Genomic DNA, 14,462 nt, shown 5'->3' on the forward strand with positions numbered 1-14,462 from the left:
TACAATAAGTATTGCCCAAGTAGGATAAGAATATGATAAAAAAACTACTGGCTATGACCAGCTCAACTCAAATGATTGTCGCCATGTTTATCGGTTTTGGCGTAGGCATATTTTTTGGTGAATCGGTAGGTTGGCTCAGTAGTATAGGCAATGGCGTTATCTTGTTAATGCAGATGACGGTATTGCCTTTTATTATGGTGTCTTTGATTGGCGGTATTGGTAAGCTGCAACTTGATACTGCGAAGCTCATTTTCAGTCGAGCTGGTGTGGTGATGTTACTGCTTTGGGCTGTTGGTCTATTTGTGGTGGCGTTGATGCCACTCACCTTCCCCTTTATTGAATCTGCATCATTTTTTAGTACCAGCATCATTGAACCCACTGAGCCAATTAATTACTTCAAGCTGTATATTCCCTCTAATCCATTTGCTTCTATGGCTATGGGCTATGTGCCTGCCATGGTGGTATTCAGTATGGCTATGGGCCTTGCGCTTATTGGCATGGGCGGAGATAACAAAAATCAGTTTTTAAGCATCATGCATACATGCGGCGACATTTTTGGCCGCATTACCCAAGGTATGGTGAAAGTGCTGCCCATTGGTATTTTTGCCATGTCAGCGTCGGCCGCTGGCACCATGGGAGTAGACGAGTTTGCCAGTATGCAGGTGTTTTTAATTAGCTATTTCGTACTGTGCTTACTGCTGACATTTGTCGTCCTCCCTTGGATTGTGGCCTCATTAACCCCCATTAGTTACAAACAAACATGGCAGATAAGTAAAGCCAGTTTAGTGACCGCATTTGCCACTGGTAATATCTTTATTGTGCTACCTGTGATTGTCGATGAATGTAAAAAAGTGATGCGCGAGAGTGATCATTTAACGGATGACACAGAAACCTTGATTGAAATTCTTGTGCCCATTGCTTTCACCTTCCCCAACATAGGCAAATTGACCGTCATAATGTTCGTCTACTTTGCGGGTTGGTTTAACGGCACACCACTGGGCATTGATGAGATAATATCCGTGTCAATTAGTGGTGTATTAGCATTATTTGGCAGCGTGTATGTGGCGGTGCCATTTATGCTAGACCTAGTGCATTTACCCGCCGATTTGTTCCAGCTGTTTGTGATGTCGGGCTTTATCACGGGTAAATTCAACTCCATTGCCGCGGTGATGAATTTATTCATTCTCACCTTGCTCACCGCTTGCTTATTTCAACAATCCCTTAAACTAACCCCAGCTCGGTTAATCAAACTGGCCAGTGGAAGCGCCATTAGCATTGTTGGCACTTTGGTTGTGTGCCGTATTGCGATGGGGGTATTTATACAAAACCCTGAAATAACCAGTACGGTCATCGCCAATATGCATGTGGCCGATAAAGTGCCCACCAAGGTTAATAAACGCCTTGCCGATATCAGGTTAATTAGCCCCAAAGCCATTGCAGATGTGACGACTATTCGTGAAAGAGGCATTTTACGTGTCGGCTATATCCCAAGTAATGTGCCCTTTAGCTATTACAATAATACCGGAGAATTAGTGGGTTTTGACACCGCAATGGCAACCCAATTAGCTGAAGATTTACAAGTTGAGGTTGAGTTTATTCCCTTTAAAAAGCCAGATTTGACTACACTATTAGCAATGGGGCATTTCGATATTGCCATGTCAGGTTTAGCGATGGATATAGATCAAATGGACAAACTCAGCTACGTTGATCCGGTGTTGAAGCTCAATTTAGCGATTGCAGCGAAAGATCATTTAGTGAAACAATTCAGTTCGACTGAATCGATTCTAGCCATGGGTGAAATCACATTAGCTTACATTGAACACGACCGCCGAGTGAAAGAAGCACAAGCGCAGTTACCACAAATTAAATTTGTAAAAATTGACAGTTATCGTCAGTTTTTCAAACAGAAAGGCGATAAATACCATGGCCTTATCATCAGCGCAGAGGCCGGCTCAGCTTGGACCTTATTCTTCCCTGGTTATGGCATCAGCTTACTGGAAACTAAAATGCAATATCCGGTTGCCTATGCTGTCGCTCAGCATAACCAAACCTTGCTTAACTATGTCAACAACTGGCAAAAGTTGAGAAAAGTGGATGGCCACCAGCAACAATTTTTTGATTACTGGATGATGGGGATTGGTGCTAGTGAACCTCAACCACGCTGGTCAATCATCCGTGATGTATTGGGATGGGTAGACTAATGCCACATTCTCATTCGCCCACCATCGCCATTTATGGTGCAGGTGCGACAGGATGTTATCTGGCTACCCAACTTTTATCGGCGCAACTCGATGTTACCTTGATATGCCGCCAACGTATCAAAGCACAAATAGAACAAAACCACGGGCTTAAAATCAGTCACTATGATGGCAATGACTATCAGGTGTCGACACCGAAGATGCTGACTCAGGTGAGTCAAACTGATCATTATTTTGATATTGTGTTTGTCACACTCAAGTGCCATCAATTACAAGATTTACAAGATGACTTACGAAAAATAACTCATCACAACAGCAGTATTATCTTCATGCAAAATGGCTTAGACAGTGCACTACAGCTCATTGAACATTTATACCCAAGACACTGCTTTTACGGCATCACCCCATTTAATGTTATTCAAAAAGATCATGGCCATTATCATCAAGCTACCCAAGGTAAGTTTATTCTGCCAGATGCCCCCGCCTTAAAAAAGCTGCTTGTACAGGTTAATCAACACCATCATTTTTGTGAATTAACCCAAGATATCGATGCCATTATTAACGGTAAATTACTGCTTAACATCAATAATGCGCTCAATGCTATTTGTGATTTACCCTTAAAAACCCAGCTAAGCCAGCGTCCTTATCGGCAGTTATTAGCAGCAGCGATGCAAGAGTGGCTGTTACTATGCCAGCATTTAGAACGACCAATGGCGCAGTTAACCAAGGTCAAACCTCAGTACTTACCAAGAATATTACGCCTACCAGACTGGTTATTTAGCCGCCTTGCCAAGCAAATGCTCGATATCGATCCCACGGCACGCTCATCCATGTGGCAAGACATCCAAGATAAACGCAAAACTGAAATCGAATTTATCAATGGTGCCATTGTCAGGCTGGCAGAAGAAAACAACATCAGTGCGCCCGTGAATCAGGCCATTTGTCAGGCGATTTATCAACTAGAAGCAGGTGAGCAAGTGAATATGCAGCAGTTGTTTGCCGTGATTGGCAAATGAAGTCTTAATCTATCTTTATTGATTGAGTTTAACTGAAATTCACTCAGCTCAATTCACTACAGCCTGTGATTTATTCATCACCTTATTGAAGGTGATCAAGCCTAATACCCCAACGTACATTGCAATGCTGTAGATCCCTGCAGAGATAGCATAACTGGGCATCTGCAATAAACTAATGGAAATTAACATCGCCATGGTTGAGTTTTGCAGCCCAACTTCAATGGCTAAGGTAAAACCATCTTGTATGGTTAAACCATTTGCTTTAGCTAAGCCCCAACCCACTGTTATCGCAAGGCCATTTAATAATATGCACACACCAAATAGACTCATGAAGTGTTGTTGCAATGTGTGCCATTCTTGATACACCAAACCAATAATCAAAAATAGCATCATGATCAAAGCAAACCGTCTAAACCATACTTCTACTCGGATAGCCCATTCTCTGGCATATCGCCTCACCAACATCCCCACCAAAATAGGGATTAACGTTAGCAACAATAAGCCCAGTGACACAGATAATAATGAAAACTCAGCGGCTTGCTGCCCAGCAAAATAATACACAGCAAATTGAATAATTAACGGCGCGGTGAACACACAAATCGCGCTGGATATAGCCGTTAATGAGATAGATAACGCAAGGTTGGCCTTAACCAAATGGCTGACTAAGTTCGACATAGTACCACCAGGACAAGCAGCCAATATTAGCAAGCCGATTGCCACTTCAACAGGTAATGACAGGCCTACAGCTAAAGCGAACGCGATTAAAGGCAGAAGTAATAACTGCCCCAACATACCGATTAATATTGGCTTAGGTGTTTGCCACAACCGAGTAAAGTCTAGATGCGTCAACGTCAGCCCCATACCAAACATAATGATGGCTAAGGATAACGGTAACAGTAAGTCGGTTAATATTGAGCTGCTCATGCTAACCTCCTTGCATATTTAAGATTTTTTGCAACACTTTCCACTTTCCACTTTCCAAAACAAAAGCCGAAAGCCGAAAGCCAAAATCCAATGGCGTGTTATTTTCAGCTTCATGCTTAACTTAAGAAGCTGTCATCTTTGGCAACCATTAACTGATACATAGGCTGGAAGTTACCCCAAGTTACCAGTTCATTGGCATTCATTGCGCGGGTTTGCATGGCCACTTCATGGCTTATGACATTTAACTCACCTGCACTTTGTGCGATTAACTGACTATGACAGCAACTATCTAGCATGACAAAATTGGCTGCTGCAGCATCAACACTTGTACCAACGGTTAATAAACCGTGATTTTGTAAAATCACCGCCATATTACCTTGCAGTGCATCAGCAATCATATCCCCTTCTGACAACTCGGCTACCACACCGGTGAAAGTATCGAATACGCTGTGGTTTTGATAGAACATACATGCATCTTGCGATATCGGCTGTAAAGTTTGACCCAATGCCGAAAAAGCGCGACCAAAAGTCGTGTGAGCATGTGCCACAGCATTCACGTCAGGCCTTGCATGATGTATGCGAGAGTGGATTGCAAATGCTGCATTATTAATAGGATGATGACCTTCAACAATGTTGCCTTGATGATCAACACGTACTAAATCTGAGGCTTTTATCTGTGAAAAGTGAATCGCTAATGGATTAACCCAAAAGGTGTCAGGCTCAATACAATCCCGTTGAGTAATATGCCCAGCTAACCCTTCATCAAAGCCATAGTGAGCAAATACACGAAATGCAGCTGCTAAGCGTTGCTTCTCATATTGCCTTTGTGCCTGATTGTCATCAAATTGCGGCGGTGTAGGTACAGTAAAGCGCTCACTGCCACGGGTCATTTGTTTTACGGTTTCAGAAATACTTGGTGCAGATAAGGTCATCATTCTCGACTCTTTTTGTTAGACGTTGACAATAACTTAACCAAGGATAGAATTAACACAAATGATACAAAATCATAGTTAACTATAAATATGCTGCATAGTAAGATTGATTTAAACCTGTTTCTCATCCTCAGCACCATACACGAACAAGGAACCATCACCGCAGCTGCTCAGAAACTGCATTTAACTCAACCCGCGGTTAGTCATGCATTAACACGCTTAAGAAGTAAGTTTAACGACCCATTATTTGTACGCCATGGTCGTAAAATGCTGCCGACGCCGCTATGCCAGAGCCTGCTACCTGATGTGCAACAAGCCCTGCAGCTACTGCAATCAAGCCTTGATAGCAAACCCAGTTTTGATATCGGTAAATACCCAAGGCAATTTAATCTGGGATTGCGTGACATTTTAGAATCGTTATTTTTCCCTGAGCTAGTAACCGATCTGCAAACCCATACGCCGAATATCACTTTAAGTAGTCGCCAAATTCTGCGTGATGAACTGCAACCTGCTCTGTCGCAAGGCCAATTAGATATTGTGATTGACGTGCTAATGCCGACCCACAAAGATATTCGCAGCACCCTAATTCGTAATGAACCATTTTCATTAATCTGCCGACAAGGCCACCCCATATTGCAGCAGCTAACATTAGACAGTTATCAAAATGCACAACATGCGTTAGTCAGCTTAAAAGGCTTCTCAGTTGATGCGGTCGATATGGCGTTAGCTAAATTGGGTGTGAGTCGTAATATCGCCTTTCGCTGTGAACATTACTTTGCTGCCATGAGTGTGATTTGCCGCTGCGATATGATTATGACCATGCCCAATACCTATGCGCAGCTGCTAAAAGATAAAATGCCCATTGTAGTGTCACCACTGCCCTTTGAGGTGCCACCTCTGCCAGTGCACATGTATTGGCATCAACATGCAGATCAAGACCCGGTTAATTTATGGCTGCGAAATAAGTTCATCGATCTCGCTGCCAAGCTTTAGCGCTTATTGTTAAGTCCACTGTTAAGCCCTCTATTAAGCCCAAGCACCTTCATTTGCCTGTAGCGCTGTATGCTTTACTCAGTGCCCAATTCTCCTGCTGGGTTTATATCCGTTTAAAAATTTTTTTAATTTGTTTAACCCTTTTTTGTTTTGGCTGCGTTTACATCATTAATCGACACCACTAGCACTCACACTTGAAAGTGAATTTGGAGCCAATATGACCGCTTTTTCTATCAACAAATACCTTAAACCTGTTTATGCATTAACCGCAGCAGTACTGTTAAGCACCAGCGTAATTGCGACTCAAGCAATTGCGGCCGAACGTGATTTTCCGAGCATTGAAACCCAAGGTTATAGTGAAGTACACGCCGAGGCCGACATGGCTGAAGTGTACGTTGCGGTGACCATTGAGGCTGAAACAGCCAAGGCTGCAAAACAACAATCTGATAGCGCCGTTGCAGATTTTATTGCTCGATTGAATGAAGCGGGCGTGGGCAGCAAACACATTAACAGTGCCAATATCAATTTAAGGCCGCAATACCATTATGAAAAAAACAAACCTAGGCAGTTAATTGGCTACCAAGCTTCTCGCCAAGTGACTGTGACCGTCGTTGAGTTAGCGCAATTGAATGACATTTTAGATTCAGCCCTAGCCCAAGGCATCAATAACATTAATCGCATTGAATTAAAAAGCTCAAAAGAAGCTGAAATCAAACAACAAGCGCGTGCACTGGCTATCAGCAACGCCAAAGACAAAGCAAACAGTCTAGCCCAAGGCTTTGACACCAAAGTGAAAGGGGTTTGGTTAGTGCGCTATCAAGACTACACAGTGAAAGGTGTGCAGTATCAAGCAAGAGCAATAGAAGCCATGGCTGATGGTGTGTCACAAAGCTATCAACAAGATGAAATTGTGATTACAGATAGGGTTGAAGTGGTATTTAGACTGGCTGAATAAACCCAACATATTCTTTTGAAACCTTAACAACAAAAAACCGTGTCAATTGACACGGTTTTTAATGTTCTAGCATTGATAGGTTTAATCTTTTTTAGATATAAACGCGCTAGCAAGCAATACAAAACCCACGATTAAAAATGGAATACTTAATGCTTGGCCTGCAGTGACAAACTGTTCTTGATACGCAGTTTGGCTTACTTTTACTGATTCAATCGCCCAACGCGCACTGAAAATCATCACCAAGAACAAGCCAAATATGGCACCATGTTTTTGCTTAAGTTGCGTATGTTTGTGGATCAAATACAAACACACAAACGTCAGCAGATAAGCTATGGCTTCATACAATTGGGCGGGATGGCGCGGCAGTAAATCAACACGTGAGAAGATAATTCCCCAAGGTTTATCTGTCGGTTCACCTAAAATTTCTGAATTGGCAAAGTTTGCCATTCTCACAAAGAAACCGAAAATAGCCGTGGCGATAGCCAATCTATCTAGCAAAAATAAAAACGGTAATTTCATCTGTTTATGGTAATAAAACAAGGCAATAATTGCCCCTAAGCCACCACCATGGCTGGCTAGCCCCCCTTCCCAAATGGCCAAAATCTTCATGGGATTTGATAAATAAAAATCAGGGTCATAAAACAAGCAGTGGGCTAAACGCGCACCGACAACAATGCCGATAACACAATAAATCAGCAAATTATCTAAAGACTCTACTGGCAAACCTTCTTTGGTATAAATGCGCTTCATTACTTGAAAGCCTGCAGCAATCGCTGCCGCAAATAAAGCACCATACCAATGTACTTTCAGGCCAAACATTTCTATTAATACTGGGTCGAGGTTCCAAACAAAATGTTCCAATGTGCTGCTCCGCAAAAATAAGCTATGTAATATCAAACTGTGCAATCATATCCCTATATGACTGAATTATCGAGCGATGGTTCGCAATGCTGTGCATTTGCTTAATGTCAGTAGATTGTATAGCGCCTTACACTGTGAGCACACATAGAATGCGATATAAGCGGTCACTTCATTCTTAGCTATGTTCACTCAAACTTGTGGGCTAATTGCTGAACATCAGCAAATAAATAGCGTAAACTAACACACTCGATAAATTAGACTGTGAAATGATCAGCCGTTATGAGTTCAAAACCTGTCCAGCCATCAATCCCTGTTCATTCGTTAGCTGCTTCGACCGATCAGCAACAAAAGATTGAGCTGCATTTGCCAATAAAATACCCGAGCGCCGATCCTGCACAGTTGTTAGCCGATGCATCTGGCTTATCAAAACAGGTCATTAAAAAGTGCATGCAATTAGGGGCGGTATGGCATAGCCACGGCAAACAAACGAGTCGTTTAAGACGCGCTAAAAAGGCCATCGCGGCTGGAGATGAATTACACCTGTATTATCAGCAGCACATCTTGCACGAACAAGTGCCTGATGCGAAATTGCTGTTTGATGAAACGGATTACAGTGTGTGGTACAAGCCTTATGGCATGCGTTGTCAGGGTTCTAAGTGGAGCGATCATACCACCATTGACCGCTATGTGAGTTTGCACATTCAACCACAGCGCAGTGCGTATTTGATTCACCGTTTGGACCGTGCTGCTACAGGGCTAATTGTATTGGGTCATAACAAAAAGACCACAGCAGCCATCGCCAAATCATTTGAGCAGCGCCAAATCAACAAAGCCTATGAGGTCATTGTTGAAGGTAAGTTTCCTGAAGGGCTGCAAACGATAAACTCAGATGTTGATGGCAAAAAAGCTTTATCCCATGCAAGTTTACTTGAGTATCACCCCACGCTTAATCAATCTAAAGTATCGGTGAAAATTGATACTGGCCGCAAACATCAAATTCGCATCCATATGGCCAGCTTAGGCCATCCCGTTGTGGGAGATAGACTGCATGGTAATGGCAATGAAACCAGCCCTAACTTACAACTGACATCCTGCTTGTTAAGCTTTACTTGCCCTGTAAGTCATCAGTTAAAACAATTTGAATTACCTGAAGCATTGCGGCCCAAATTTGTCACACAGCGGTAAACTTCCTGAATAAAATCAATTATTCGAATGAATTTTTCGCCTTTGGCATCATAATGAGTATTCGCTTTATTCATCGCCTGCTAATCTTGTAGTCAATAAAACAAATCTAGAGGTTGTTATGCATCAACTAAACACTCATCAGTACTCATTTACCCTTGCCAGTGGCAAGCAGGCTGCAACATCAAAAGGCGCTCGCTGGCTCAGTATAAGCCTTGGTTTATTCATCGGCTTATTCGTCAATATAAGTGTGAATGCGGCAGAGCTTGTTTATGATGAAGAAGTCACATTGATTGCCATTAACGGCATTGAAGTCGATGTTGACTCACCTGCAACCTTGCCGCAGGGCATAGGTCAAAATAACCTTATCCAGTTGGCATTTAATTACCGCACCTCATATACCGAACGTAGCAATCGTAAACAGTTCAATTCAGATGTGATTGTACTGACTTTTAATTCGGATGCTGAAAGCGAAAACAGCGCTAACAGCCCTCACGAGCAATATCGTTTACAACTACCAGATATCCGCTCTGCGAGAGATGCTAGAAACTTTAATCAACAACCGCAATTGAGCTTCACTAACAGCCAAGGTGACGAAGTTGATTATAAACTGGCACCAATGCGTAAATCCGGATTGCAGTTTGGGCGTGACTACCAACAAGAGCTACTAGAGTTTAACCAGTCCAATGCAGAATCAGCCGTTAAAGCACTCGTCACCGATGTTAATTTAGTGGCGACGGCAAGCTTATCTAGCGTGACGACTCCGCAAGGTGCGTCTAACCAAAACAAAGCAAATGCAGCAACACCCACAACACAGTCAGCAGTGAGTCATGCCAGTCAACGCTCAGTAAATGCCACTGCAGTACCAGTAGCAGAAACGGCAGCAGTAACCGCAACTCAGGTGAAAACCATAGAACAAGATCAAGCTGAGATTATGCAAATGCTGGATTATTGGTATCAAAAAGCCACACCAGAAACAAAAGCCAAATTTAAGCAAAAAATAAATCAATAAATGCCAGTGATATCAACCCCCATGTATAGTCATGCAGGGTACTGTTTTGATATGATTTTTGTAAGAAACATCAATAATTGAGCTTGAATGCAAATCCAACAGCTTAGCCATGCTAGCGGCCCGTTGTGGCAAAGTGCAATGGCCATCTATCAAGACGTCTTTCCGCAATGGGAAAGGGAGTCAGAGCAAGACATCGCTCAAGCGGTCAATGCGGGACGCTCTCGTGCCATTGTTATTTGCCAAGGTGATCAAGTACTGGGTATGTCATTGACCGAAATGTACCCACAATTGTCTTTTGCCATGCTTGGTTACCTGTTCATTGCACCATCACACCAAGGTCAAGGTCTTGGTAAACGCTTATGTGATGAATTATTTGACTTTTTTGACCCACACCCCGAGTTTACTTGGCTGTTAGTTGAGGCTGAATCAGGGCCGGAACAGTTTTATAAAAGGCTTGGTTTTACCACCTTTGATTTTGAGTATTTGTCGCCCCACTACGATGATGAACATGCGACGCCAATGGCATTGATGTACCACACTAAACCCAATGCCGCTTTGCCAAATGCTGAGCAACTTTGCCAAATCGTCGCGCATATCTTCAATCACAGCTACTACCTGAGCATGGAAGACCCACGACTAAAACAACAACTAGAAACAATTCGTTCCAAGGATGAAGTATGACTTTTGATAACGATATAGAGCAGCAATCGATATTAGAGACATTGTTTGGTTACATTCAATCAGAAGACTTTGAGCAAGGCTTCCACTGGGCAAAAACCCAAGCGCAATTAGACAACTCACCTGTTATTGCCTTGATTGACCAGCTAGAAAGCGACCCAAAAATCAAACCGCGTCAATGTGAGTCATTAGCTGAAAAAGATAAGCTACTGCTTTTTTGTGCAAGCTACAGTTTAGCCCGCCATTTAGTAGAAGAAAGTAACTGGTATTCCAAAGCAGAAACCCTAGTTCGTTCAGGTATCACAGCTCTGGAAGCCATGCCATTTTCGGCGCTCAATACCACCTTACAAAAGTTTGCCGCCATTCAGATTGATATTTGTACCATCGACCGTGGCATTTACACTAGCCAAGATTGGTTGATGGCAGCTGCAGCAGAAAACATTGAAGTGCATTTGGCCAGCGTAGCGGCTGTTAGTAATGACCTTAATGGCATTGAGTGCCAATTGTACTCAAAGTATTTGCTGACAGAATTCAATGCATACCGCCACTTTATGCGCGGTGTTGCCATCGTTGCAGAGCTGTATCGCATTCGCTGGGAAGACCCGGTCACGCTAAAACAGCAAATGAACAATAACAAAGCCACATTTGACCAAGCCGTTGATGCGCTCACCGCAGACGACAAATATATCATGTCTACCGACTTGGAATCGCTGTGGCCACCATTGGCATTTTTCAGTGAAAACCGCCCTCAAGGTTCAGGTGAACTATTTGTTGAACGCGGCGCGATTAGCATCTCGTACTTTGCCAGCGTCAACCATATTGTGACCCGTGAATTACGCCAAGCGTTAGCGAAACTGGTCAAAGACAGACCCGCAGAAGACCCATTACATTTGTGCCAATGGGGTTGTGACTTGCCTCAGCGCAACATGCTTAACGATATTTGGGCTGGCATTGCCAAAGATTTTGAAGATATTTATTCATGGCAACTGCCCAGTTTAGACATGCCGTTTCGAGATAGAGACAACATAGGCAAGCAACTCGAGTTTGATGTTGAATTAATCTATTACCCGATGGGCATATTTGCACTCAATCTCAAAGCGCAATTGGATGATGTCAGTGCCAGCGGTGTACGTCATGCAATGTCACTAGGTACCCCTTTTGCCATGGACCAACAAATGAGTTGGAATGGTGAAAAAGTCGGGTTATTTGAAGAATTTGCTGAAGAGCGATTTACTGAACTGGCCGAGACACTGAATCACAATTTTGACCACTTTGAAAAATCAGTTAAGCACCTGCTCACATTCAACTCCATTGAAAATCGTTACGTGTCTACACGGTTAGACAGAATGGTGGAAAAAAACAATGGTCAAACGGTTGGTATTGGTGCCAGAGCGTTAAAACAACACTTTGCTTACCCTGCACTAGTGCTGCCACAAAGGGAACTTCGCAGTGCTGTGGATGACTGGTGTTTACGCACGGTCACGTCAGAAGAGCACAATATCAATAAGGATTGTTATAACCACGATGAGTTTGTATATACCAATCGCCATGAATGTGTACTGGGCTTATTAGAGCAACCTAATTGGGTACTGGAACAATCATCAGAAATGATGGATGTCGCCGCCGCGATTACTAACATGTTCCACCTGACGAACACCTTATTAAGCCAGCAATTAACTCAAAGCCTCAATCAAGCGGTGCCCGCCCTAAAACAGAAGAACATTTCTGCCAAAGTGCTGCGCGGACATGTGCAGAAACTGGAAACAGAGAAAGAATGCTTACGCCAGTTTACCAATGACGCACACTGGCTATTAGATTTGATTAACGCGGGCAGTATGATGACTTTCCCTGATCACAGCAGCATGGTCAAAAAAGTCTTTCAGCAGATGGATTTTGAGAACTTACACATACGAACCCAAGATACACTTAATAAAATCCAATATCGCCAAGAAGAAATTATTACGGAAACTGCCCGTATTTATGAGCAGTTACAAACCCGAAACTCAAAACGCTTTACCCGCATATTATCCGGCTCAATGGCACTGATTTCTGTCGGTGCATTGAAAGATATCTTTGATATTCTTAACGGCAGTAATATGGGGATTAATATCTCGGGCGAACTACAAGTTAGCATTGTGACTTTCTTTGGTATCATGTTGATTATCTTATTAATCAATAAGAATGAAACTAAGTAACCTCAGCTCAGGTTAAGTCGGTTTATTTTGCAAATTTTGTTTGTTCAGCAAACTCTGTTTGGCCTACTGGTAATAAACATCAAAGTCGTGGGTTTTCAACCCACACCCGAGTCAAGGGAGGAAGCGCTTGCCTCCCCCTACTTATTGACAAAAAGTAATCCCTCAGCACTCCATTGAAGTGTTAATCCCTCAACAATTTAAGTAATTTTGCTAACGCCTCATAATCGCCATCTGATGTAAATGGATATACGAATGTCGCGGTGGCATGGATGCCAAAGAGCGACCATGGCTCATCTGAGGCTATCTCGACATCCATGTCGAGCTCACGCAAAATTTCTTATTGTTTCAGGACACTTCAAACGGAGAGAAATAGCCTGCAGGTGCATTTGTATTAGCAAACTAGGTTTGGTTTTGAAGATCGTTTGAGTTTGCTATTTGAAAAGCCATATCAGCCTCACGTCATTTTCTCTACACACTCAAATCAATTAGAACCTTCAAATAAGCATCAGGACAGATCAAATGCGCCTGCAGGTTCAACAGATTCCCTTGGAAGTGCCCGAATGCGTTGAGTTAATTCACGTGATGGAGGCAGGACGCCGACATAGCCTCAGATGAGCCATGGATGGCGATTATGAGGCGCTAGTGAATTCACTCTGTAGCATGAGGATTAGCACTTCGCGGGAACGGCAAGGGAGATCCAAGAGGGGATTGCTGTTGATCCCCTCTTGGTCAGGTGTGGGCGAAGCGCCACGACGTTAATTCATTTTGAAAACTTGAATACACCAAGTTTTCACACTTTGCGCATTTAACCAGATGGTGTATTGGCTCAATCTTTGTTAACGTAATGAAATACAAATAGTTAACCGTGCGCATATTTCAAAGTTTCAGGATTAATGCGCATGCGCGTTAACCCCATTATGTGCGCATGCGCACTATACAAATGTTAGTTGAACTTAATCAGAGCCAGAGTAAATGGAAGAATTCGAAATCAAAATACCATCCGATATTGAAATTGAAGATGCTCAAGAGAAGCTAGGCTTTAAATTCCCTGAAGAATATGTGGCGTTTATAAAATCTGGATACGATTTAGGAGATGCCCCACTAGAAGCATTGGAAATCGTTGACCCTCCTAGTTACGCTGACATATATGAAGCATTGGAAAGTGCACGAAAATCTTACGATCTACCAGTAGAATTATTGCCTATCTGCGAAGATAACTCGGATTACTACTGTATCAACCAGAATGGTGAAGTTGTATTTTGGTCACATAATGGAACTACAGATGAAAAGTGGGCAAATGTAACTATGTGGCGTAATCAAATGGTTTTAGAGACTGGTGAATAACGTACAACTAACAAGTTACTCAAAAGGACGCATAACGCTTGGCTTGTGCTCCTCCGTCGCTAATTTTAGCCAAGCATTTATGCGCCCATTAGTAAGGCTACATGGACTCCCCTTTGTCAAGCAATAGTAATCTACAACAACAGTGGATCTGACAGAAGCTCTACATTCGGCG

Annotated in this window: 12 protein-coding genes; 9 read left to right on the plus strand and 3 right to left on the minus strand. The window is 42.9% G+C overall.

Going from position 1 to position 14,462, the window contains the following annotated elements:
- The first annotated feature begins 32 nt into the window (after nt 1–32).
- Entirely contained in the window at nt 33–2,201 is a 2,169-nt protein-coding gene (locus tag ACHUGF_RS02095) for a cation:dicarboxylate symporter family transporter (RefSeq protein WP_394129112.1), read from the plus strand.
- Entirely contained in the window at nt 2,201–3,214 is a 1,014-nt protein-coding gene (locus tag ACHUGF_RS02100) for a 2-dehydropantoate 2-reductase (protein WP_394129113.1), read from the plus strand. Before ACHUGF_RS02095 ends, ACHUGF_RS02100 begins: the two co-directional genes overlap by 1 nt.
- Before the next feature lie 48 nt (nt 3,215–3,262).
- Here ACHUGF_RS02100 and ACHUGF_RS02105 read toward each other — a convergent pair whose 3' ends face one another.
- Both ACHUGF_RS02105 and ACHUGF_RS02110 read right to left on the minus strand, forming a co-directional pair.
- A complete protein-coding gene (locus ACHUGF_RS02105; RefSeq protein WP_394129114.1) occupies nt 3,263–4,138 on the minus strand; it encodes a bile acid:sodium symporter family protein in 876 nt (291 codons plus the stop codon).
- Nucleotides 4,139–4,254: 116 nt separating this feature from the next.
- The gene (locus ACHUGF_RS02110) at nt 4,255–5,073 is read right to left on the minus strand and encodes a class II aldolase/adducin family protein (protein WP_394129115.1); all 819 of its coding nucleotides are present in this window, start codon (nt 5,071–5,073) and stop codon (nt 4,255–4,257) included.
- A gap of 87 nt (nt 5,074–5,160) precedes the next feature.
- On the opposite strand from ACHUGF_RS02110, the gene ACHUGF_RS02115 reads away from it, so the two are divergent.
- Both ACHUGF_RS02115 and ACHUGF_RS02120 read left to right on the plus strand, forming a co-directional pair.
- Nucleotides 5,161–6,063, plus strand: coding sequence for a LysR family transcriptional regulator (locus ACHUGF_RS02115; protein WP_394129116.1), 903 nt, complete (start codon nt 5,161–5,163; stop codon nt 6,061–6,063).
- Between the two features lie 217 nt (nt 6,064–6,280).
- On the plus strand, nt 6,281–7,018 hold the full coding sequence (locus tag ACHUGF_RS02120) for an oxidative stress defense protein (RefSeq protein ID WP_394129117.1): 738 nt from the start codon (nt 6,281–6,283) through the stop codon (nt 7,016–7,018).
- A gap of 81 nt (nt 7,019–7,099) precedes the next feature.
- Here the strand turns inward: ACHUGF_RS02120 and lgt are convergent, their stop codons facing one another.
- A complete protein-coding gene (gene lgt / locus ACHUGF_RS02125) occupies nt 7,100–7,879 on the minus strand; it encodes a prolipoprotein diacylglyceryl transferase (protein WP_394129118.1) in 780 nt (259 codons plus the stop codon).
- 279 nt (nt 7,880–8,158) lie between these two features.
- Here lgt and ACHUGF_RS02130 point away from each other — a divergent pair, with 279 nt between their 5' ends.
- The 5 genes from ACHUGF_RS02130 (at nt 8,159) to ACHUGF_RS02150 (ending at nt 14,290) form a co-directional block, all read left to right on the plus strand.
- Entirely contained in the window at nt 8,159–9,064 is a 906-nt protein-coding gene (locus ACHUGF_RS02130; RefSeq protein ID WP_394129119.1) for a pseudouridine synthase family protein, read from the plus strand.
- Between the two features lie 118 nt (nt 9,065–9,182).
- Nucleotides 9,183–10,073 carry a DUF2057 family protein gene (locus tag ACHUGF_RS02135; protein ID WP_394129120.1) on the plus strand — a complete coding sequence of 297 codons (891 nt, stop codon included), beginning with the start codon at nt 9,183–9,185 and terminating at the stop codon, nt 10,071–10,073.
- Between the two features lie 87 nt (nt 10,074–10,160).
- Nucleotides 10,161–10,754, plus strand: a complete 594-nt coding sequence (locus ACHUGF_RS02140; protein WP_394129121.1) for a GNAT family N-acetyltransferase — start codon at nt 10,161–10,163, stop codon at nt 10,752–10,754.
- Nucleotides 10,751–12,946, plus strand: coding sequence for a hypothetical protein (locus ACHUGF_RS02145; RefSeq protein ID WP_394129122.1), 2,196 nt, complete (start codon nt 10,751–10,753; stop codon nt 12,944–12,946). Before ACHUGF_RS02140 ends, ACHUGF_RS02145 begins: the two co-directional genes overlap by 4 nt.
- A 972-nt stretch (nt 12,947–13,918) precedes the next feature.
- On the plus strand, nt 13,919–14,290 hold the full coding sequence (locus ACHUGF_RS02150; RefSeq protein WP_394129123.1) for an SMI1/KNR4 family protein: 372 nt from the start codon (nt 13,919–13,921) through the stop codon (nt 14,288–14,290).
- Nucleotides 14,291–14,462 lie beyond the last annotated feature (172 nt).

The sequence above is a fragment of the Shewanella maritima genome (assembly GCF_043643735.1).
Lineage (GTDB): Bacteria > Pseudomonadota > Gammaproteobacteria > Enterobacterales > Shewanellaceae > Shewanella > Shewanella maritima_A.

Coding starts and splice junctions, on each gene's coding strand:
- ACHUGF_RS02095 (WP_394129112.1), top strand. CDS start 33: ATGATAAAAAAACTACTGGCTATGACCAGCTCAACTCAAATGATTGTC.
- ACHUGF_RS02100 (WP_394129113.1), top strand. CDS start 2,201: ATGCCACATTCTCATTCGCCCACCATCGCCATTTATGGTGCAGGTGCG.
- ACHUGF_RS02105 (WP_394129114.1), bottom strand. CDS start 4,138: ATGAGCAGCTCAATATTAACCGACTTACTGTTACCGTTATCCTTAGCC.
- ACHUGF_RS02110 (WP_394129115.1), bottom strand. CDS start 5,073: ATGATGACCTTATCTGCACCAAGTATTTCTGAAACCGTAAAACAAATG.
- ACHUGF_RS02115 (WP_394129116.1), top strand. CDS start 5,161: ATGCTGCATAGTAAGATTGATTTAAACCTGTTTCTCATCCTCAGCACC.
- ACHUGF_RS02120 (WP_394129117.1), top strand. CDS start 6,281: ATGACCGCTTTTTCTATCAACAAATACCTTAAACCTGTTTATGCATTA.
- ACHUGF_RS02130 (WP_394129119.1), top strand. CDS start 8,159: ATGAGTTCAAAACCTGTCCAGCCATCAATCCCTGTTCATTCGTTAGCT.
- ACHUGF_RS02135 (WP_394129120.1), top strand. CDS start 9,183: ATGCATCAACTAAACACTCATCAGTACTCATTTACCCTTGCCAGTGGC.
- ACHUGF_RS02140 (WP_394129121.1), top strand. CDS start 10,161: ATGCAAATCCAACAGCTTAGCCATGCTAGCGGCCCGTTGTGGCAAAGT.
- ACHUGF_RS02145 (WP_394129122.1), top strand. CDS start 10,751: ATGACTTTTGATAACGATATAGAGCAGCAATCGATATTAGAGACATTG.
- ACHUGF_RS02150 (WP_394129123.1), top strand. CDS start 13,919: ATGGAAGAATTCGAAATCAAAATACCATCCGATATTGAAATTGAAGAT.